The organism is Nonomuraea sp. NPDC005692, assembly GCF_040631115.1.
Lineage (GTDB): Bacteria > Actinomycetota > Actinomycetes > Streptosporangiales > Streptosporangiaceae > Nonomuraea.
The window spans coordinates 423,201-443,328 of record NZ_JBEXYU010000001.1; the positions used below are offsets into that span (position 1 = coordinate 423,201).

At 74.0% G+C, this 20,128-nt stretch carries 15 protein-coding genes; 9 read left to right on the forward strand and 6 right to left on the reverse strand.

The window, feature by feature from the left end; translation table 11 throughout:
* Positions 1–4: 4 nt before the first annotated feature.
* Genes ABZ459_RS01990 through ABZ459_RS02005 form a run of 4 tightly spaced genes read right to left on the reverse strand, consistent with a single transcriptional unit; the run spans position 5 to position 6,046 of the window.
* Positions 5–2,296, reverse strand: a complete 2,292-nt coding sequence (locus ABZ459_RS01990; protein ID WP_357964667.1) for a DUF5682 family protein — start codon at positions 2,294–2,296, stop codon at positions 5–7.
* On the reverse strand, positions 2,293–3,357 hold the full coding sequence (locus tag ABZ459_RS01995) for an AAA family ATPase (protein WP_357964668.1): 1,065 nt from the start codon (positions 3,355–3,357) through the stop codon (positions 2,293–2,295). The genes ABZ459_RS01990 and ABZ459_RS01995 overlap by 4 nt, the downstream gene beginning before the upstream one ends.
* The gene (locus ABZ459_RS02000) at positions 3,354–4,691 is read right to left on the reverse strand and encodes a DUF5691 domain-containing protein (RefSeq protein ID WP_357964669.1); all 1,338 of its coding nucleotides are present in this window, start codon (positions 4,689–4,691) and stop codon (positions 3,354–3,356) included. The genes ABZ459_RS01995 and ABZ459_RS02000 overlap by 4 nt, the downstream gene beginning before the upstream one ends.
* A complete protein-coding gene (locus ABZ459_RS02005) occupies positions 4,688–6,046 on the reverse strand; it encodes an SWIM zinc finger family protein (RefSeq protein WP_357964671.1) in 1,359 nt (452 codons plus the stop codon). Before ABZ459_RS02005 ends, ABZ459_RS02000 begins: the two co-directional genes overlap by 4 nt.
* Positions 6,047–6,148: 102 nt before the next feature.
* On the opposite strand from ABZ459_RS02005, the gene ABZ459_RS02010 reads away from it, so the two are divergent.
* From ABZ459_RS02010 to ABZ459_RS02040, 7 genes are all read left to right on the forward strand, one after another.
* Positions 6,149–6,700: a cupin domain-containing protein gene (locus ABZ459_RS02010; RefSeq protein WP_357964673.1), complete on the forward strand. Its 552-nt coding sequence runs from the start codon at positions 6,149–6,151 to the stop codon at positions 6,698–6,700.
* Between the two features lie 27 nt (positions 6,701–6,727).
* Positions 6,728–9,970, forward strand: coding sequence for an NACHT domain-containing protein (locus ABZ459_RS02015; protein WP_357964675.1), 3,243 nt, complete (start codon positions 6,728–6,730; stop codon positions 9,968–9,970).
* Positions 9,971–10,204: 234 nt separating this feature from the next.
* Complete coding sequence (locus ABZ459_RS02020; RefSeq protein ID WP_357964677.1) at positions 10,205–11,131, forward strand: hypothetical protein; 927 nt, start codon at positions 10,205–10,207, stop codon at positions 11,129–11,131.
* Positions 11,132–11,209: 78 nt separating this feature from the next.
* A complete protein-coding gene (locus ABZ459_RS02025) occupies positions 11,210–11,809 on the forward strand; it encodes a hypothetical protein (protein ID WP_357964679.1) in 600 nt (199 codons plus the stop codon).
* A gap of 59 nt (positions 11,810–11,868) precedes the next feature.
* On the forward strand, positions 11,869–12,132 hold the full coding sequence (locus ABZ459_RS02030; protein ID WP_357964681.1) for a DUF1876 domain-containing protein: 264 nt from the start codon (positions 11,869–11,871) through the stop codon (positions 12,130–12,132).
* An 82-nt stretch (positions 12,133–12,214) separates the two neighbouring features.
* Positions 12,215–13,105 carry an aminoglycoside phosphotransferase family protein gene (locus ABZ459_RS02035; RefSeq protein WP_357964683.1) on the forward strand — a complete coding sequence of 297 codons (891 nt, stop codon included), beginning with the start codon at positions 12,215–12,217 and terminating at the stop codon, positions 13,103–13,105.
* 113 nt (positions 13,106–13,218) lie between these two features.
* Entirely contained in the window at positions 13,219–14,730 is a 1,512-nt protein-coding gene (locus ABZ459_RS02040) for an aldehyde dehydrogenase family protein (protein WP_357964685.1), read from the forward strand.
* A gap of 54 nt (positions 14,731–14,784) precedes the next feature.
* On the opposite strand, the gene glnII is transcribed toward ABZ459_RS02040, so the two are convergent.
* Positions 14,785–15,804 (reverse strand): glutamine synthetase, encoded by a 1,020-nt coding sequence (gene glnII / locus ABZ459_RS02045; protein ID WP_357964687.1) that lies wholly within the window; start codon positions 15,802–15,804, stop codon positions 14,785–14,787.
* 206 nt (positions 15,805–16,010) lie between these two features.
* Between glnII and ABZ459_RS02050 the strand changes: the two genes are divergently transcribed.
* The gene (locus tag ABZ459_RS02050; protein ID WP_357964689.1) at positions 16,011–17,465 is read left to right on the forward strand and encodes an LLM class flavin-dependent oxidoreductase; all 1,455 of its coding nucleotides are present in this window, start codon (positions 16,011–16,013) and stop codon (positions 17,463–17,465) included.
* Between the two features lie 14 nt (positions 17,466–17,479).
* Positions 17,480–18,664: a TerC family protein gene (locus ABZ459_RS02055; RefSeq protein ID WP_357964691.1), complete on the forward strand. Its 1,185-nt coding sequence runs from the start codon at positions 17,480–17,482 to the stop codon at positions 18,662–18,664.
* Here ABZ459_RS02055 and ABZ459_RS02060 read toward each other — a convergent pair.
* Positions 18,657–20,117 carry an MFS transporter gene (locus tag ABZ459_RS02060; RefSeq protein WP_357964693.1) on the reverse strand — a complete coding sequence of 487 codons (1,461 nt, stop codon included), beginning with the start codon at positions 20,115–20,117 and terminating at the stop codon, positions 18,657–18,659. The genes ABZ459_RS02055 and ABZ459_RS02060 overlap by 8 nt on opposite strands.
* Between the last annotated feature and the right edge of the window lie 11 nt (positions 20,118–20,128).

The window sequence follows — 20,128 nt, forward strand, 5'->3', positions numbered from 1 at the left end:
GCGCTCATCCACGGTCTCTCCCGATGATCGCCAGCACGGTCGCCACGGCTCCCGCCGCGCGCCGCTCGTCGATGTGCGGCTCGTCCGCGCCGCCGGTGCCGCCGGTGCCGCCTGTGCGGCCCGCCGCGCTCACCCGCTCGCCGAGGGCCCGCCGCTCCGGCACGGCGAAGCCGCCGAACGTGCGGCGCAGCAGCGGCAGCACGTCGGTGAACTGGTCGGCGGGCAGCGCGGTCAGCCAGGCGTCGACCAGGCCCAGCAGGCGCGGGTCGTGCACCAGGAGCAGGCCGCCGCCGGACAGGAACCCCTCGACCCAGGCCGCCGCCCTGACCGGGGTCTGCCCCCGGGACATGGCCCTGGACATGCGGTCGCCCGCGTCGGCGAGCTCGCCGCAGTCGAGCAGGAGGCGGGTCAGCCGGCCCTCGATGAGCCCGTGCAGGTCCTGCCGGTCGGCGATGCCCCGCAAGGTGCCCAGCCACCGGGCACGCGGTGAACCGCCCGCCCCGCCCTCGTCGGCCGCCTCCGCCGCATCGCTCCCACCAGCCGCGTCGGCCGCCGCGGGGGGTGCCTCGGGGGGCGGCGGACCGGTTGGGGGTTCGGCGAGCAGGGCGACGGCGGCGTGCACGGCGTCGACGTGCTTGAGCAGCTCGGCCGCCGCGTCGTCGTCGAGGGCGGTGACCGCGACCGGCAGCCCGACGCAGATCCGGTCGAGCATCGAGCGCACGATCACCGCCAGCCCCTCGGCCGACGTGCCGCGCACGTCGCCGTACCGGTGGGCGCGGACCATCGCGGGCAGCGCCGCCATCAGGTGCGTGACGTCGGTGTCCAGCGCCGCCTTGGCCGACAGCGCGGCGAGCACGCCGGGCAGCGCCTGCGGCAGGTCGGCCAGCAGGCACTGCTCCACCAGCGCGGTCAGGTCGGCGAGCGCCGCCGACGCGGCCCCGGCCAGGTCGCGGGCGCGCCGCGCGGCCGCGGCGGCGACGGTGGTGCCGAGGGCGGCGTGCTCGATGAGCGCGAGGTCGTGCTCGGGCCGCCACTGCAGCGTCCAGGACTCGCGGAACGTGCCCTTGCCGCGCGCCTGCCCCGGCGTGCCCCAGCCCACCTCCAGCAGCCGCAGCCGGTGCAGCAGATGGCTGCGCTCCAGGTCGAGCGGCTTGCGCAGGTCGAGGTCGAGCTCCCGGTCGAGGGCCTCGGGCCGCAGCTTCAGCCGCCGCCGCTGCTCGCGCAGGTCGCGCTGGAGCGGGACCATCGGAGTGCCGTCGGTGACGTGGCCCAGCCGGTCGCCGACGACCATCCGCCGCTGGATCAGCTCGACGGCCAGGTCGTCGCCCTCGCACAGCACCGCCCTGGCCGCCTCGGTCACCTCGCCCAGCCCGGCCAGCGGCCTGCCGCGCAGCCCGGCCAGGGTGGCGGCCAGGCGGACGGACTCGATGACGTGCGCGGAGGAGACCGGCAGCCCCTCCTCGCGCAGCACGGCGGCGGCCTCGGTGAGCCAGCGCTCGACCGGCCGGTCGGGGGCGGTGAACAGGTGGTGGTACCAGCCCGGCGAGGTGATGCCCGCGCCGTAGCCGCTCCAGGAGGCCAGCCGCCCGTACGTCCAGGGCACCCACGTCAGCTCGGCCTTCACCTTCGGCATGCCGCGCAGCAGCGCGTTGTCGGCCGCGGCCGGGGGCAGCGGCCCGGCGAGCGCGGGCACGTGCCAGGCGCCGCAGACCACCGCGATCGTGCCGAACCCCTCCTTGATCGCGGCCCGCAGCGCCTTGCGCATGTACGCCTCGCGCCTGGCCTCCCGGCCGGCCGGCACGTGCCCCTCGCGCACGGCGGCCATGGCCTCGGCGATCACCTCGAAGGGGGTGTCGCCACGGTGCTCGACGACGTCCTCCCACCAGCGTTCGGGGTCGTCGTGCCCGGCCGCGGCGGCCAGCGCGCCGATCGGGTCGGCCCGCAGCCCGTCGCCGGTCTCCTCGTCGCCGTCGTCCTCGTCGTCAGCCAGGGAATGGGCGGCGGGCAGGTCGCAGAAGCGCACCGGGACGCCGGCCGCGGCGCCGTACAGGATCGCCTGCCATTCGGGCGAGAACTGCGCGAACGGCCAGAACGCGGCCCTGGCCGGAGCGCCGGGCACGTGCGCGAGCAGCGCGACCGGCGGCTCCAGGTCGGGGGCGAGCGCCACCAGCGCGTCGGCCTCCGGCGGCCCCTCGACGAGGATCGCGTCGGGACGCAGGCGTTCGAGCTCGCGCCGCAGCGCGCGGGCCGAGCCGGGGCCGTGGTGGCGCACGCCCAGCACGGAGACGGCGCTCATGACACCTCGCGGCAGGCGCGGTAGAAGTCGCGCCAGTCGGGACGCTCGCGCACCACGGTCTCCAGGTACTCGCGCCACACCACCCGGTCGGAGACCGGCTCTTGCACCACCGCGCCCACGATCCCGGCCGCCACGTCGGCGGGCCGCAGCACGCCGTCGCCGAAGTGGGCGGCCAGCGCGATGCCGCTGGTGAGCACCGAGATCGCCTCGGCCGTGGACAGGGTGCCGCTCGGCGACTTGACCTTGGTGCGGCCGTCCTCGGTGACGCCGGCGCGCAGCTCGCGGAAGACGGTCACCACGCGCCTGATCTCGGCCAGGCCGGTGGAGGTCTCCGGCAGCTCCAGCGAGCGGCCTAGCTGGGTGACGCGGCGGGCGACGATGTGCACCTCCTCCTCGGCGCTGGCGGGCACGGGCAGCACGACGGTGTTGAACCGGCGGCGCAGGGCGCTGGACAGCTCGTTGACGCCCCGGTCGCGGTCGTTGGCGGTGGCGATGACGTTGAAGCCGCGCTCGGCCTGGACCTCGCGGTTGAGCTCGGGGATCGGCAGCGTCTTCTCCGACAGGACGGTGATCAGCGCGTCCTGGACGTCGGAGGGCATGCGGGTCAGCTCCTCGACGCGGGCGATCCGCCCTTCGGCCATGGCCCGCATCACCGGCGAGGGGGTCAGCGCCTCGAACGAGGGGCCCTCGGCCAGCAGCCTGGCGTAGTTCCAGCCGTACCGGACGGCCTCCTCGGCGGTGCCCGCGGTGCCCTGGACGAGCAGCGTCGAGTCGCCGCTGACGGCCGCGGCCAGATGCTCCGACAACCACGTCTTGGCCGTGCCGGGCACGCCGAGCAGCAGCAGCGCGCGGTCGGTCGCGAGCGTGGCCACGGCGACCTCGACGATGCGGCGGGCGCCGACGTATTTGGGGGTGACGCGGTCGTCGTCGCCCAGGATGTAGCGGGTCACCGCCCACGGCGACAACTTCCAGCCGGGGGGACGGGGGCGGTCGTCGTCCTTGGCCAGGTAGGCCAGCTCCTCGGCGTACTGGTCTTCGGCGTGGGGACGCAGGACGGTCATGCGAGCTCCTTGTACATGTCGGCACGGAAACGCAGGAGGGCGGCGACCTGCTGGATCGGCGCCACCGGCGAGTAGCTCTCGGCCAGCGGGAACAGCGCGGGGTCGATGTGCTCGCCCGCCAGCTTGACCAGCTCGCCGAGGTTCCACGGCTGGACGGCCGCCACCTTGACGATCTTGTGCAGGACGGCCGTGGCCAGGCCCTCCCGCCAATGGGACGAGACGCCGCCGAGAACCATGATCAACTGGCTGTCGAGGTCGTGCTTCTTGACGAAGCCCGCGGCGAGCTCCTGCTGCTCGGCGGCCGGGAGCGCTTCGAGCAGGTCGGCGATCGGGTCCCAGCCGAACATCGCGCGTGCCCACTCGGGGTCCTTCTGCAGCACCGCGGCCCGGACCCAGGCGGCCTTCACCTCGGCGTCCCAGTCGGGGATGCGCATCTTCAGCAGCCTGGACGGCGGCCGGCCCCAGAAGCCCAGCGGGGCGCGGGCCAGGATCTGCTGCAGCCACCAGGCCCGCTCGCCGATGCCGCGCGGCGGCTTGGGACGCACGCCGTCGCGCTCCATCGCCCGGTCGCACTCCAGGGGCGCCTCGACGGCGATGGCCGAGCCGGAGATCGACACGCAGGCCCGCGCCCGCTCGGCCATGCGCCTGGACAGGCGGGAGCCGGGCAGCCGGGTCAGCAGGTTGGCGGCGGCCTGGCGGACCTCCCGGCGGCGGTCGTCGAGCGCGGCCTCCAGGAACGGCTCGTCGCCCATGGTGAGCCCGTCGGCCAGCAGCTCGACGAACTCGGCCCGGTCGTCGGGCGTCTCCCGCTCCCAGGTGCTCTCCAGCAGCTCCCTGGCCGCGGCGGGGTCGGCGGCGCGCAGGGCGCGCAGGTGGGCGCGGCGGTCGGCGGGGCCGCCGAGCTCCCAGGTCTCGCCGGTGGGCTCCTCCAGCAGGTAGCCCCACGCCTGGTTGAGACCGGCCAGCCAACGGCCGCGCTGCCCGGCCAGGACGCCCAGGTGGGCGCGGATCGAGCGGTCGCGCCGGCCTCTTTCGAGCAGGTCGGGCAGCACGTCGCAGGGCACCCTTCGGCCGGTCGCGGCGGCCGCGGCCAGCCATTCGGGCAGCAGGCGGTCGTAGTCGCCGCTCATGATCCGGACCAGCCGCCCGGCCGCGCGCCTGGCCACGGCGGGCAGCTCCTCGGCCGGGGCGGGGGCCGGCGGCGCGGCCTCGACCGGGCCGCGGCCCGCGCGCCGCCGGGCCGTCTCGACGGCGGCGGCCGCCAGCAGGTCTCCCTGGTACGGCCGGCGGTCGGTGCCCACCAGGGCCGTGGAGGCCAGGTCGTCCCAGGTCACAGGAGCACCGCCGTTCCTTCGTCGTCGTAGGTGGTGAGCGGGCGCAGGCCCTGCGGGGTCCATTCGGCGGCCAGCGTGACGGGACGGCCGCCCGAGACGGCGATCAGCCGCCAGGGGTCGCGGGCCCGGGGGTGCAGCGGCAGCCCGCCGACCGCCGTGCGGCCGGGGACGACGCCGGCCAGCACCACCGGCCACGACTCGGTCCAGGGATCGTCGGCCAGCACCCGTGCCACCTCCTCCAGCGCCTCACCGGCCGACACCCCGACCGGCACCTCGGCCGGCACCGCGCCTTCGCTTGGAAGGGGGTCGGTGAGGTGGCGGGTGGCGACGAGGGCGCGGAGGGGGGCGGCGCCCGGGTAGAAGGCGAGGTCGGCGTCGATCGTGGTGCCCGTGACCAGCGAGGCGTCGAGGGTCTGACCGGGCGGGGCGAAGGAGAGGATGAGCGCCGCCCGGCCGGTGGCGCGGCCCTTGAGCCAGACGCGGCGGGCGGTCAGCCGGTCGTGCTCGTCGTCGCGGCTGCCGAGCACGTGCCAGTGGTCGCGCACCGCCGGCCCGGCCAGCACCTCTTCCCGGGTGACCGGGAAACCGGTGCGGATGCGGACGGTCTCGGCCAGGGGGGCGGGCAGCTCGGCGCGGCGGCGGTAGGCGACGGCGAGAAGGTTGATCAGGGCGTATTCCTCCAGGAGCCGGCCGGGCCAGTCGTCGTCGGCGCGCACCTGGGTCAGCCGGGACACCAGGCCCGCGACACCGGGGGCCTGGGCGTCGATGAGGCGCTTGGCCAGGCCGTCCCAGTCGTGCTCGGCGGAGGACGCGAGGCCCTGGCGGATCTGGTCGGCCAGCCAGCGCTCCAGCTCCGCCAGCCCGGCCCCCACCCGCGCCTGCCGCACCGACTCCGCCTTCCCAGCCCCGGCCGCCCCCGCCGCTTCTGCGCCGGTCCCGGTCCCGGTCGCGGCCCCGGTCGCGGTCGCGCTCGCGGTGGCATCGTCCCGAGCGGCCTCGACGCGGGCCGCGGACCTGGCGGCACGCTCGGCGCGGCCGTCGAGCCACTCGGTGACCCACTGCGGCGCGGCCTCCTCGGCGGGCACGCCGTCGGCCGACCACAGCAGCAGCAGGCCCAGCGCGTGTTTGCAGGGGAACTTGCGGCTGGGGCAGCTGCACCGGTAGGCGGGCTCGGTCAGGTCGACGCACGCCAGATAGGGCTTGGACCCGCTGCCCTCGCACTCGCCGTAGAGGACGCTGCCCGTCGTGCCGCGCGAGGACCACTTGCCCGCCGCGGCCACCCCCTGAGCCGCCTTCCTGGACGGCGCGTCGGGGGCGAGGGCGAGCACCTGATCACGGCTCCACCGTTCGATCACCTGCCGCAGACTAGCCAGGCCGACCGACAGTTCGCGCGGCGAGCGGCCCCGTCCGCCGGACGTGGTCCCCGCGCACCGCGAGGCCCTCGTAAGATCGGCCATGTGGAGCTGAGGATCTATCCCGACGGCGCGCCCACCGAGGTCGCCGACGAAGCCGCCGCTCTGGCGCTGGCCGCCGCGCTCGACGGCCAGGCCGTCCTCGACGGCACCCGTTTCCTGCGGCGCGACGTCACCGGCGCGCCCGTCGGCTTCGCCGAGCGCCCGCCGGTGGCCGCCGCGCTCGACCTGCTCCCGCATCCGGAGGGCGGCTGGTTCCGCGAGACCTGGCGCTCGCCCGTCACGGTGCGGCCCGACGGCTACCCGGGCCCGCGCGCGAGCGCCACCGGCATCTACTTCCTGCTCCAGCCGGGCGAGGAGTCCGTCCCGCACGTCGTCAGGTCGGACGAGGTGTGGTTGTGGCACCGGGGCGGCCCGCTGAGCCTGACCGTGGGAGACCGCGACGTCGTCCTGGGGCCGCTGGTCGAGCGGGGGCAGGTGCCGCAGGCGGTCGTGCCGGGCGGCGTGTGGCAGTCCGCTCGCCCGGCGGGTGACGAGGCGGTGCTGGTGAGCTGTGTCGTGTCGCCGGGGTTCGACTTCGCCGATTTCACCGCGTGATCGTAAAGATCGTCTTATATAGAAGGCATGCCGGGCATCGAGGCGGCCCTGACCGCCGCTGGGAAGAGCGTCGCCGAGCGCGCCATGCGCGAATGGCTGGCCGTCCGGGCCGCGCGCAAAGACCGGACGAGTGAGCTGAAGGACCTGGTCCAGAGCGGCTTTCGCGACCGGCTGGCGCCCCGGAAGATCGACAACCAGCTGCAGGGCATCGCGCTGGCCGTCGAGGGCCGGCTGTCGCGGCTCATCGAGCAGGAGTTCCGCGGGCTCGACGAGTCCTCGCGGGCCGCCGTCCTGCTGGAGACCGTGGCCGCGCTGCGCACCGCCGACCTGTCGGACGAGGCGCTGTTCGAGTCCGACGCCGACCCGGCCAAGCTGGCCGAGCGCATCCTGGCCGCCCTCCCTGAACCGCGCCTCGGGGAGGCCGAGGACCGCCTGTACGCCGTCCTGCTCGCCGAGTCCGTCGACTGCCTGGTCGGCCTGATGCGGCAGCTCCCCCAGTACGTGCCGCGCGCCGCCACCGAGACGCTGGGCAGGCTCAGCGGCCTGGCCGAGGGCGTGGAACGGCTGCTCGCCAGGTTGCCGCAGCGCACGCTGGAGGCCCCGGAGGGCACCCAGGACGACGCCGCGTTCGAACGCCTCTACCTCGGTTTCGCCAGCCGCACCCTCGACGAGGTCGAGCTGTTCGGCGTCCGGGTGGAGACCTACCGCCCGCGCACGTCACTGAGCATGGCCTACATCAGCCTCAACGTCTCCTCCGGCGAGCGCGGGCCGCGCGCGCCGGAGCGGCTGTCGATCGCCGCGCTCACCGGCGGGCACCCCGCCGAGCGCGGCACCGAGCGCATCGAGTCGGCGCTCGGCCGCGCCCGGCTTACGCTGCTGCGCGGCGACGCGGGTTCGGGCAAGAGCACGTTGCTGCGCTGGCTCGCGGTGACCGCCGCGCGCGGCGGCTTCTCGGGCGACCTGGCCGCCTGGAACGGCTGCGTGCCGCTGATGATCAAGCTGAGGAGCCATTCGTCGGGACGGCTGCCCGCCCCCGCCGCCTTCCTCGACGACGTCGCGCGGGAGGTCGCCGGGCGCATGCCGCGCGGCTGGGTGGAACGCGTGCTGGACTCAGGCCGCGGGCTGCTCCTGGTCGACGGGGTGGACGAGCTGCTCGTCCGGCACCGGCCGGCCGTTCGGGAGTGGTTGTCGCGGCTGCTGGCGGCCTGTCCGGGGCTGCGGGTCGTGGTGACCTCCCGTCCGACCGCCGCCGACGCCCGCTGGCTGGCCGACGAGGGGTTCGCGGCGTCGACGCTGGAGCCGATGACGCCCGACGACCAGCGGGAGCTGATCCGCCAGTGGCACGTCGCGATCCGCGACTGCCCCAGCCTGCCGTGCGAGCCCGACGAGCTGGAGGGCTACGAGGTCGCCCTGCTGGCCCGCATGGAGTCCAATCCGCATCTGGGCGTGGTGGCCTCCACCCCGCTGCTGGCCGCCATGTTGTGCGCGCTCAACCTCGACCGCCGCACCCAGCTCCCGCGCAGCCGGATGGGCTTCTACGACGCCGTGCTCAGCCTGCTGCTGGAACGCCGCGACGCCGAGCGGCGGATCGACGACGACGTGTCCCTCGACCCGGGCCAGAAGGTGTGGATCCTGCGCGACCTGGCCTGGCGGCTGGTGTCGATGGGCCGTTCCGAGCTGTCGAAGGCGACCGCGCTGCGCCGGGTCGAGCAGAAGCTCGCCTCGATGACCCGCGTCTCGCACACCGCCTCCGACGTGCTGGAACACCTGTTGCGCAGGAGCGGCGTGCTGCGCGAGCCGGTGCCCGGCCGGATCGACTTCGCGCACCGGACCGTGCAGGAGTACCTGGCCGCCGGGCAGCTCGTGGAGGACGAGGACGTCGAGGCCGCGGTCGAGCGGGCCCACCTGGACCAGTGGCGCGAGGTCGTGGTGATGGCCGCCGGGCACGCGAACGGCCGGCTGCGCGGGGAGTTGCTGAGCGGCCTGCTGGACCGCGCCGACCAGGGCGGCAAGCACGCCCGCCGGCTGCGGCTGCTGGTGGCCGCGTGCCTGGAGACCGTCCAGGAGATCCCGGCCGGGCTGCGCGACCGGGTCGAGGCGTGCCTGGCGCAGGTGATCCCGCCGCGTACGGAGGAGGAGGCGACCCTGCTGGCGGCGGCGGGCGAGGAGATCCTGCGCCGCCTGCCCCGCGACCTGACGGGCCTGCCGGTGCAGCGCGCGGCGTGGACGGTCCGCACGACGTTCCTGATCAACGGCCCGGAGGCCCTGGACCGCCTGGCCGGCTACGCGTCCGACCCGCGGTGGCAGGTACGGGAGCAGCTTCGCCAGGGCTGGGAGTACTTCGACGCCGACGTCTACGCCCGGCGCGTCCTGGCCGACATGGAGGACGTCACCTTCACCGGCGCCCGGCATCTCCGCAGCGCCTGCCTGCTGAAGGCGACAGACGTGCGCGTCACCGTACCCACTCCCCTCGCCGACCTGCGGTTCCTCCGCGACCTGCCGCAGACGGAGTCGCTGAGCGTGCAGGACGCCCCGATCCGGTCCCTGGACGGGGTGGAGTCGCTGCCCCGGCTGACCCATCTCGGCCTGTACTTCTACAGCGAGCCGCACGCCGTGGACGTGGCCTGCCTGGACAAGTCGCGACATCTGCGCGACCTGGGGCTGTGGGGAGTCCGGCTCGACGATCCGGCCTTCCTCGACCGGCTGCCCCGCCTGAACAAGCTCTCCCTCGACCTGCTCGACGACGATCGGGACTCCTGGCACGCGCCGCTCGCCCGGCAGGACGAGCTGGAGTCGCTGCACGTCAGGCGCGAGGGCCTGCCGCTGCCCGGCACGGTCCTGTCCGGGATGCGGCGGCTGCAGCGGTTGTGGCTGGACGACGTCGCGGAGGCCGGCGCCTGCCTCGACGCCGCCGCCCGGACCTGCCCGGCCGTCACGGAGGTGTCCCTCGACGGGGTCGGCGGGCTCGACCTCGCGCCGCTCGACCGGTTCTCCCTGACCCGCCTGCGCCTGCGCCACTGCCCCACCCTGACGGACCTCACCCCGCTGCGCGGGCAGACGCGGCTCTCCTCCCTGACCCTGGCCCTGTGCCCCGGCGTGACCGACCTCTCGCCGCTCGCCGCGCTCCCCCAGCTCCGCAGCCTGAGCCTGTTCCTCATGCCCCACGACCTCGACGTGAGCCCGCTGGCCGGGATGCCGGGGCTCACCGTCCGGCTCGGGCACTCGCAGCGGGTCGTCAACGGGAACGGCGTGCGGATCAGGAGGGTGTGACGGCCGGCCGCCGGTGAAAGATCGCTTTATCTACCCGGAATTTCGTGCTAAACGTGGCAATATCCCGTTCGGAGTTCCCATCAACCGGCATGTCCGGCCTGGCGCCCTGCCCTGCTCACCGTCCAGGCCGTCGTCACAGAACTTGCACGGCGTGTACACGTTCACCCCCCCGGGACGCCCGGCCTCCGCCCGTGCGCGGGCGCCGCCTCCCGCTGGACGAGAAGGGGAACCACCATGACCCTGCCCCTCGCCGCGACCTCCGCCGTCGAACCAGCCCTCGCCCGCCGCCGCGGACTCGTGCTGCTGCTCAGCGCCCTGGCGGGATTCCTGCTGACCGTCGTGTGGTCGGCCGAGTTCGTGGACCAGACGATCGGCTCGACGGTCGCCGACACGATGCTCGGCCGCGACGCCGACGCCACCCCCATCGCCGGGACGCTCTCCGGCATCGTGTTCGCCTTCGCCTCCGGCCTGGCGGGCTCGTTCACCGCCTGCAACATCGCCGCGCTCGGCGCGGTCGCGCCCCTGGTCGGGGCCAGGCCGTCGGTCGGCGAACGGATCCGCGGGACGCTGCGTCCGCTCGGCTGGCTGGCGGCCGGCGCGCTGGCCGTGTCCGGCGCGTACGGCGTCGTGGTGGGGATCGTCGGCACCGCCATGCCGCAGTTCGCCACGGCCAGGCCCGCGCCGGGCACCCTGTCCCCCGGCCTGATCCAGGCGATGGTCACGTTCGGGCTGATCGGGCTGGCCTTCCTCTACCTGGGCCTGGCCGCGCTCGGCTACCTGCCCGACCCGCTGGCCCGCCACCCGAGGGCCCGCATGGCCGTCATGGGCGCGCTGATCGGCGGCTTCCTGATCGGCCGCCCGTTCCCGCTGTTCCGCCAGCTCTTCCGGGACGCCGCCGAGAGCCACAACCCCCTGTACGGGGCGCTGGCGTTCATGCTGCAGTCGGCCGGCAACATCGTCGTCATGTCGGTCCTGTTCGTGCTGCTCGCCCTGGCCACCGGGGGCCGCGCGCACCGCTGGCTGACCGCCACCCCCACCCGCCTGGCCCTCATCACCGGTGCTGCGCTGGTCATGGCCGGCGTCTTCACGCTTCTGTACTGGGACGTCCGGATCCTGGCCCGCCGCGACCTCATCTGGTACCCCACGGCGCCCTGGAGCTGACCGGCGCGGCGGCTGCCCGCGCGCGGGCTACCGGCCGTTTCTGCGGGAAGGAGGAAAGGTGACCGTGGGAGGTGCGCGATGAGGGCCGTCATGAACGCCGCGTTGTTGCGGATCCGCAGGCACCGGCCGGACCGCAACCCGTTGCGCCGCCGCTCCGACCGGCTGGAGAGCGCCGGGCTGGCGGTGGCGGTGCTCCTCGTGCTGCTGAGCGTCTGGCCGGCCGTGCTGGCCGGCCGGGTCACCTACGAGGGCGGCCTGCGCGAGGCCCGCGTGGGCCCCGGCTTCCGGCAGCAGGTGACCGCGACGACGCTGCGGGAGCCGCGGCCCGTGCGGCCGTCGTTCGGCGAGGCGGCGACCACCATGGTCCCGGCGAGCTGGACCACCCCGGCGGGGGTGGCCAGGACCGGGCACGTCCAGGTCCCGGCCGGCACGCGGGCGGGCGCGACCGTCCCCCTGTGGATCGACCGTGCGGGCGACCCCACGACGCCGCCGCCGAGCCGCACCGACGTGGTCCTGCGCGGCGTGGGCATGGCGGCGTTCGTCCAGGTGCTGGCCTTCCTGGTGGTCCTGGGGGCCGTCGCGGCGCTGCGCCGGCTGCTGGACCGGCGCAGGTACGCCGACTGGGACGCGGCCTGGATCCGCGCCAACGACCGGTGGCGCCGCCCGCGCCGCCCGTAGCCGGTCCATCCGGTTTACCGCCGTGTGTCCGGGCAGCCGTACGCGGGAGGAGGCGAGCCATGGAAGCCAAGGAGTGGACGGTCCGGATCAGTCTCGCCGAGGACGGCGACGACACCTCGGCGCGGGCGGTCCTGACCGTCCCGGACGGCACGCGGGTCGAGGGCTCGGGCCACGCCCGCCGCAACCCCGCCGACCCGTCCATGCCCGAGGTCGGGGACGAGCTGGCCGTCGCGCGGGCGCTGGCGGACCTGGCCGGCCGGCTGTCCAGTGACGCCCGGCACGAGCTCGGCGACGGCGGCCCGGTGCCGACCAGGTCCTGGTGAGGGCGGCAATAACGACTTGACGCGCCCGCCCCCGGTCCGCTGACATGGCCCCCGCGGATCGTACGGACCGAGGGGGATGCGCATGGGCGGCAGGATGCACGCGGACGAGGCCGACATCGACGAGGCCCTCGTCCGGCGGCTGCTGGCCGCGCAGTTCCCGCGGTGGGCCGGTCTCCCGCTGCGCCGCTTCCCCTCCGCCGGCACCGTCAACGCGGTCTTCCGGCTCGGCGACGATCTGGCCGTCCGCCTGCCGCGCGTCAGGCAGGGCGTCGGCGACGTCGCCAGGGAGCGGCGGTGGCTGCCGCTGCTGGCCCCCGCGCTGCCCGTCCCGATCCCCTCGGTGCTCGGCCAGGGCCTGCCGGGCGAGGATTTCCCCTGGCCGTGGTCGGTGTGCCGGTGGCTCGACGGCGACAATCCGGAGGCCGGGGCGCTCTCCGGCGGGGAGGCGCTGGCCGCCGACCTGGCGGCGTTCGTCGCCGCGCTGCGCGAGGTGGAGCCCGCGGGCGCGCCCGACGCCTACCGGGGCGGCCCGCTGTCCCGCCTCGACGAGGCCACCCGGGCCGCGATCGGCGAGCTCGACGGCCTGATCGACACCGCCGCCGCCACGGCCGCCTGGCAGGACGCGCTGAGCGCGCCCGAATGGCGGGGCGGGCCCGTCTGGGTGCACGCCGACCTGATGCCGGGCAACCTGCTGGTCCGCGACGGGCGGCTGAGCGGGGTCATCGACTGGGGCACGGCCGGCGCGGGCGACCCGGCCTGCGACCTGATCCCGGCCTGGAACCTGCTGCCGCCGGCCGCCCGCGAGGTCTTCCGGGCCGCGCTCGGCGCCGACGACGCCACCTGGGCACGCGGCCGCGGCCGAACCCTGTCCATGGCGCTCATCCAGCTCCCCTACTACAAGGACACCAACCCGGCCATGGCGGCCAACGCCCGGCACGTGATCCGCGAGGTGCTCGGCAGCCCCGCACGCTGAACCACACACAGAATCGCACGCTGACGGGTTTCTTGGGTTTTTTCCGGCGAGATGATTGTCTGTCCGGAGGAACTACGAGGAGGCCACCGGTGAGCCGTCAGATCGTGTCAATCGTGGGTGGGAAGGACACCACCGGCGAGAGCGTGTACGAGTCGACCAACCCCGCCCGCCCCGGCGAGGTCGTGGCCCGGGTCGGCCTGGCCGACGCCGCCGCGTTCGCCGCCGCCTGCCGTACCGCCAAGGAGGCCCAGCGCGAGTGGGCCAAGGTGCCGGCGCCGGTGCGCGGCCGGGTGATCGCCTCCATCGGGCGGCTGGTCGAGGCCAACGCCGAGAGCCTGGCACGCCTGGTCACCCGGGAGATCGGCAAGCCGTACGCCGAGGCGCTGGGCGAGGTGCGGGAGATCGTCGACACCTGCGACTTCTTCCTGGGCGAGGGCCGCCGGCTCTACGGGCAGACCGTTCCGTCGGAGATGCCGGACAAGAACCTGTTCACGTTCCGCAACCCGGTCGGGGTCGCCGCGGTGATCACGGCGGGCAACTTCCCCGTGGCCGTGCCGTCCTGGTATCTCGTGCCCGCGCTGCTGTGCGGCAACGCCGTGGTGTGGAAGCCCGCCGAGTACGCCGCCGCCTCCGCCGAGGCCATGTACCGGCTGTTCGCCGCCTCGGGGCTGCCCGACGGGGTGCTCAACGTGGTCTTCGCCGACGGCGCGCAGACCTTCGCGGGGCTGGAGCTGGCCCTGGAGGAGGGCAGCGTGCACAAGGTCGGCTTCACCGGGTCGAGCGAGGTCGGCCGGAAGGTCGGCGAGCTGACCGGGCGCCACCTGCAGTCGGCGTGCCTGGAGCTCGGCGGCAAGAACCCGATGGTGATCATGCCGGACGCCGACCTCGACCTGGCCGTCGAGGGCGCGCTGTTCTCCGGCTTCGGCACCGCCGGCCAGCGCTGCACCAGCCTGGGCACGGTCATCGTGCACGAGAGCGTGCACGACGAGTTCGTCGAGCGGTTCGCGCGGGCGGCCGGTGCGGCCAGGATCGGCGACCCCGAGCAGGACGTGCTGGCCGGCCCGCTGCTCGACCAGAGGTTCGCCGACCGGTACGAGGAGTACCTGACCTGGATCCAGCCCCACCACGAGGTCGTCTCGGGCAGCACCGGCAGGATCACCAAGGACAACCCGCGCGGCGACTTCGACGGCGACGGCGGCCTCTACTACCACCCGGTCATCGTCGACGGCGTGCGGCCCGGCGACCGGCTGTTCCTGGAGGAGACGTTCGGCCCGATCGTCGGCGTGACCACCTTCTCCACCCTGGACGAGGCCGTCGAGCTGGCCAACCGCCCCGGTTACGGCCTGTCGAGCTCGATCTACACGACCAGCCCCAAGCACGCCTTCCGCTTCCGCGAGGGCATCTCGGCCGGCATGGTCAGCGTCAACAACTCCACCTCCGGCGCCGAGGCCCACCTGCCCTTCGGCGGCAACGGCAAGTCGGGCAACGGCAGCCGCCAGTCGGGCCTGTGGGTGCTCGACCAGTTCACCCGCTGGCAGGCGATGAACTGGGACTTCTCGGGCCGCCTGCAGAAGGCGCAGATGGACGTGGCGGAGATCGTCCCGGACCTGGAGTTCCGGATCTGACACGGAAGAAGCCGCCCCCGTGGCCGGGGGCGGCTTCTCACGCGTGCGGGCGGATCAGACCTGGCCGGCCTTCTCCAGGGCCTCGCAGCAGGTGTTCACCAGCAGGCGGGTGACCACGTACGGGTCGACGTTGGCGTTCGGGCGGCGGTCCTCGATGTAGCCCTTCTTGTCCACCTCGACCTGCCACGGGATGCGCACGGACGCGCCGCGGTTGGACACGCCGTAGGTGTACTTGTTCCACGGGGCGGTCTCGTGGTGGCCGGTCAGGCGCAGCTCGATGTCGGCGCCGTACTGGGAGACGTGCTCCATGGGCTTGTCGCCCTCGCCGAGCGCCTCGCAGGCGGTGATGATGGCGTCGTAGCTCTCGCGCATCGCCTTGGTGGAGAAGTTGGTGTGCGCGCCGGCGCCGTTCCAGTCGCCGCGGGCGGGCTTGGCGTCGAGGGTGGCCTCGACGCCGAACTCCTCGGCCGTCCGGTAGAGCAGGTAGCGGGCGACCCACATGTGGTCGGAGACCTCAAGGGGGCCGGCCGGGCCGATCTGGAACTCCCACTGGCCGGGCATGACCTCGGCGTTGATGCCGGAGACGGCGAGGCCGGCCGCCAGGCAGCGGTCGAGGTGCAGTTCGACGATGTCGCGGCCGAACACGGCCTCGGCGCCCACGCCGCAGTAGTAGTGACCCTGCGGGGCGGGGAAGCCGCCCTCGGGGAAGCCGAGCGGGCGGCTGCCCTTGAAGAAGGTGTACTCCTGCTCGATGCCGAACCAGGACTCCTGGGCGGCGTACCGCTCGGCGATCGGGCGCAGCAGGGCGCGGGTGTTGCTGGAGTGGGCCTGCCCGTCGATCTCCTCGACCTCGCACAGGACGAGCACGTTGTCGCCGCCGCGGATCGGGTCGGGGCAGGTGAACACCGGGCGGAGCACGCGGTCGGAGGCGTGGCCCTGGGCCTGGTTGGTGCTGGAGCCGTCGAAGCCCCAGACCGGAGGCTCGGCACCGTCGGCCAGGATCTTCGTCTTCGAGCGCAGCAGAGCCGTGGGCTCGGTGCCGTCGATCCAGATGTACTCAGCCTTGTAGCTCACGGTGATCCTTTCGGGATTTCTCTCAGCCACGCCGAGTCTTATGGACGGCCATTTCCCGGTTTTTGCCCGAATGTGAACGCCGTGTTAATCGTGCCGCCACCCGTCCCGCTATTAGGGGGTAAATCCAATAAAGACGGTTAGCTGGGGCAGGTCGGTCGTCCGGGGGACGGCGGCCGTACGACGATCGAGGCCGGGGGATGATGATCATGGAGGATGTCTGGTTCGGCGCGCTGCTCGCGCCCGAGGCGGCGAACGGCGACCGGGTCCTGCGGCACGCAGAGCTCGCCGACCGGCTCGGCCTGGACCTGGTCGGCGTCCAGGACCACCCCTACCAGGCGGGTTTCCTCGACTCCTGGACCCTGCTGGCCACGATCGCGCAGCGCACCGAGCGCGTCCGGCTGGTGCCCGACGTGGTCAACCTGCCGCTGCGCCCGCCCGCCGTGCTGGCCCGGGCCGCCGCCTCGCTGGACGTCCTCAGCGGCGGCCGGGTGGAGCTGGGGCTCGGCGCGGGCGCGCTGTGGGACGCCATCGCCGCCATGGGCGGCCCCCGGCTCTCCCCCGGCGAGTCGATCGACGCGCTGGCCGAGGCGATCACCGTCATCCGGGCGCTGTGGACCCCGGGCGACCCGGTGACCTTCTCCGGCGCCCACCACCGGCTGGCGGGCGCGCGCCCCGGCCCTTTCCCGGCGCACCCGATCGGGATCTGGGTCGGCGCGACCAGGCGGCGGATGCTGGAGCTGACCGGCCGGATGGGCGACGGCTGGCTGACCTCCTCCTTCCACAGCCCGCCCGAGGCCGTGACCGCGCAGGCCAGGATCCTCGACGCGGCCGCCGCGGACGCCGGGCGCGACCCGGCGGCGATCCGCAAGGTCTACAACCTCGGCGGCAGCCTGTCGCCGCTGCCCGGCGCGGGCTTCCTCGACGGTCCCGCCTCCCTGTGGGCCGAGCAGCTCACGGAGCTGGTGTTCGAGGCGGGCATGAGCGGGTTCGTGCTGGCCCCGGGGGTGGAGGCCGAGCGGGACCTGCGGGTGTTCGCCGAGGAGGTCGCGCCCGCCGTACGGGCGGCCGTGGCCAGGGAGCGCGGCCGGCCCGCCCCCGAGCCGGTCCGCCGTCCGGTGACGATCCCCGACCTGGACGAAGCCGGCCGGCCCAGGACGGCGGGCGGCGACCCCGCCGCCCTGACCCCCGACCAGGCCCGGTCGGGCCGCCACCTGGTGGACGTGCACGACGGCTACCGCGCCCAGCTCCGCCAGGTCAGGGACGCGGTCGAGCAGGTGGCCGCCGAGACCGCGGCCGCGCACCCGGACGGCGACCGGCTCGCGGTGCGCCAGAACCACTGGACGCTCGGCGTGTTCTGCGCGACCTTCCGCCGCCTGCTGACCGTGCACCACGACGTCGAGCACGGCAGCACCTTCCCCGCCCTCACCGAACGCGACCCCGCCCTGGAGCCGGTGGTCAAGAAGCTGGCGCAGGAGCACGAGGTCATCGCCGAGCTGCTGGCCCGCCTGGACCGGGCGTGCGCGGAGATGATCGCCGACCCGGCCAGGATCGACCGGGTCCGGGCCGGCGTCGAACGGCTCTCCCAGGCCCTCGCCTCGCACTTCGCCTACGAGGAGGAGGAACTGGCCGAGCCGGTCGGCCGCCTGGAGATCCGCCTCTAACCCGAGGAGCGTTCGTGGACGTGTCCGCGCCCGTGTGGTGGCTGACGATCCTGGGGATCGCCGGCCTGCTGCTGTTCGACTTCTTCTTCCACGTGCGGCAGGCGCACGTTCCCACGCTGCGCGAGGCGGCCGTCTGGTCGGCCCTGTACGTCGGGATCGCCCTGCTGTTCGGCGTGGGCGTATGGGTGTTCGGCGGCGCCGAGCCGGGCGCGGAGTACTTCGCCGGGTACGTGACCGAGAAGGCGCTGTCGGTCGACAACCTGTTCGTCTTCCTCGTCATCATGGGGAGCTTCCGGGTGCCGCGCGCCGACCAGCAGAAGGCCCTGCTGTTCGGCATCGTCTTCTCGCTGGTCGCCCGGACCGGGTTCATCCTCCTCGGCGCCGCGATGATCGAGACGTTCGCCTGGGTGTTCTACGTCTTCAGCCTGATCCTGCTGCTCACGGCGGGCAACCTGCTGCGGCCAGAGGCCAGCGAGGGCCACACCGACAACATCATGGTCCGCCTGGCCCGCAGGCTGTTCCGCGCCACCGACACCTACGACGGCGACCGGCTGTTCACGGTGCGGGACGGCCGGCGGGTGATGACGCCGATGTTGCTGGTCATGGTCGCCCTGGCCGGCACCGACGTGCTGTTCGCGCTCGACTCCATCCCGGCCATCTTCGGCCTCACCCAGAACGTCTACCTCGTCTTCACCGCCACCGCCTTCTCCCTGCTGGGGCTGCGCCAGCTCTACTTCCTCATCGACGGCCTGCTCGACCGGCTCATCTACCTCGCCTACGGGCTGGCGGTCATCCTGGCCTTCATCGGCGTCAAGCTCGGGCTGCACGCGCTGCACGAGAACAACGTGCCGTTCGTCAACGGCGGCGAGCCGGTGGACGTCACCGAGATCAGCACCGGGCTGTCCCTGTCGGTGATCGTCGGCGTGCTGCTGGTCACCGTGGCCGCCTCGCTGGCCAGCCCGCGCGGCCGGGCGCAGAACGTGGTCTCGGCCGTCCGCCGGCACGCCCAGGACTACCTGGACGTGGAGAAGGACCCGGAGCGGCGCGAGGAGGTCTACCGCGACCTGCTCGCGGCCGAGGCGCGGCTGGGCGAGCTGCCGGAGCGGCAGCGGGCCGGCGTCGCCCGGGACGAGCGGCTGGCGGCCCTGGTGGCGCGGGCGCACGCCGAGCACCTGGCCGGGCACGGCCCGGCTAGGTAGAGGTGGCCTGGCGGGAGGTCAGCGGGGCCGCGATGTGCTCCAGCGGCGTGCGCTCGGCCTTCACCCCGAAGACGATCTCCACCAGCCCGGCCGCCACCATCATCCCCGCGCCGAAGCAGTAGCCCCAGAACAGCCTGGTCGGGTCGGGGTCGCGCTGGTCGCCGATGAGCGAGGCGAAGACCGTCGGCCCGAACGCCCCCGCGACCTGCCCGAGCGCGAAGAAGATCGCGATGGCCTGGGCCCGCAGCTCGATCGGGAAGATCTCGCTCACGGTCAGGTACGCCGAACTGGCCGCCGCCGAGGCGATGAAGAAGATCACCGACCAGAGCACGGTCTGCGTGACCGCCGTCAGCAGCCCCTCCTTGAACAGCCACCCGGTGACCGCCAGCAGCAGCCCCGAGGTGATGTACGTGGCCGAGATCATCTGCCTGCGCCCGACCGTGTCGAACAGCCTGCCCAGCAGCAGCGGCCCGAGCAGGTTCCCGGCCGCGAAGGCGAACATGTACTGCGGCACCGAGCCCGCCGGGACGCCGTAGAAGTGCGTCAGCACCAGCGAGTAGGTGAAGAACACGGCGTTGTAGAGGAACGACTGGCAGATCATCAGCGTCGCCCCCAGCACCGAGCGCTCCGGGTACGTGCGGAACAACGTCCTGGCGACCTGCGACAGCGGCGCGTGGTGCTCGGGGACGATCTCCAGCGCCTGCTCCTGCGGCACCGGCTCCAGCCTGACCCGGTCCTCCCGCTCGACCTCCTGCTCGATGCGGGCGACGACCCGCTCGGCCTCCTCCTCGCGGCCGTGCGTCATCAGCCAGCGCGGGCTCTCCGGCAGGTGCCGGCGCAGCCCCCAGATCGCCAGGCCGATCACCGGCCCGACCGCGAACCCGAGCCGCCAGGCCCAGTCGGGGTCCAGCGGCCCGCCCGGGTGCAGCAGCAGGAACGTGGCCGAGGTGGCCAGCAGCGAGCCCAGCCAGTAGGTGCCGTTGATGGCCAGGTCGACGTGGCCCCGGTAATGCGAGGGGATCATCTCGTCGATGGCGGAGTTGACGGCCGCGTACTCGCCGCCGATGCCCGCCCCGGCCACGAAGCGCAGCACCAGGAAGCTCCACAGGTCCCACGACAGAGCGGTCAGGCCGCTGGCGACCAGGTAGATGCCGAGCGTGAGGATGAACAGCTTCCTGCGGCCGAGCCGGTCGGACAGCCAGCCGAAGTAGAGCGCGCCGGCCACCTGGCCGATCAGGTAGACGGTGGCCGACAGGCCCACCTCCGCGGAGGTGAAGCCGAGCGTGTCGGGGCGCTGCAGGAACGCCCCGACGTTGCTGGCGATGGTGATCTCCAGCCCGTCGAGCACCCAGGCCACGCCGAGCGCGATCACCAGCCGGGTGTGGAACGGCGCCCACGGCAGGCGGTCCATGCGGGCGGGGACCAGGCTGCGTACGACGCCGTCCTTGCTCATGCGTCCTTACT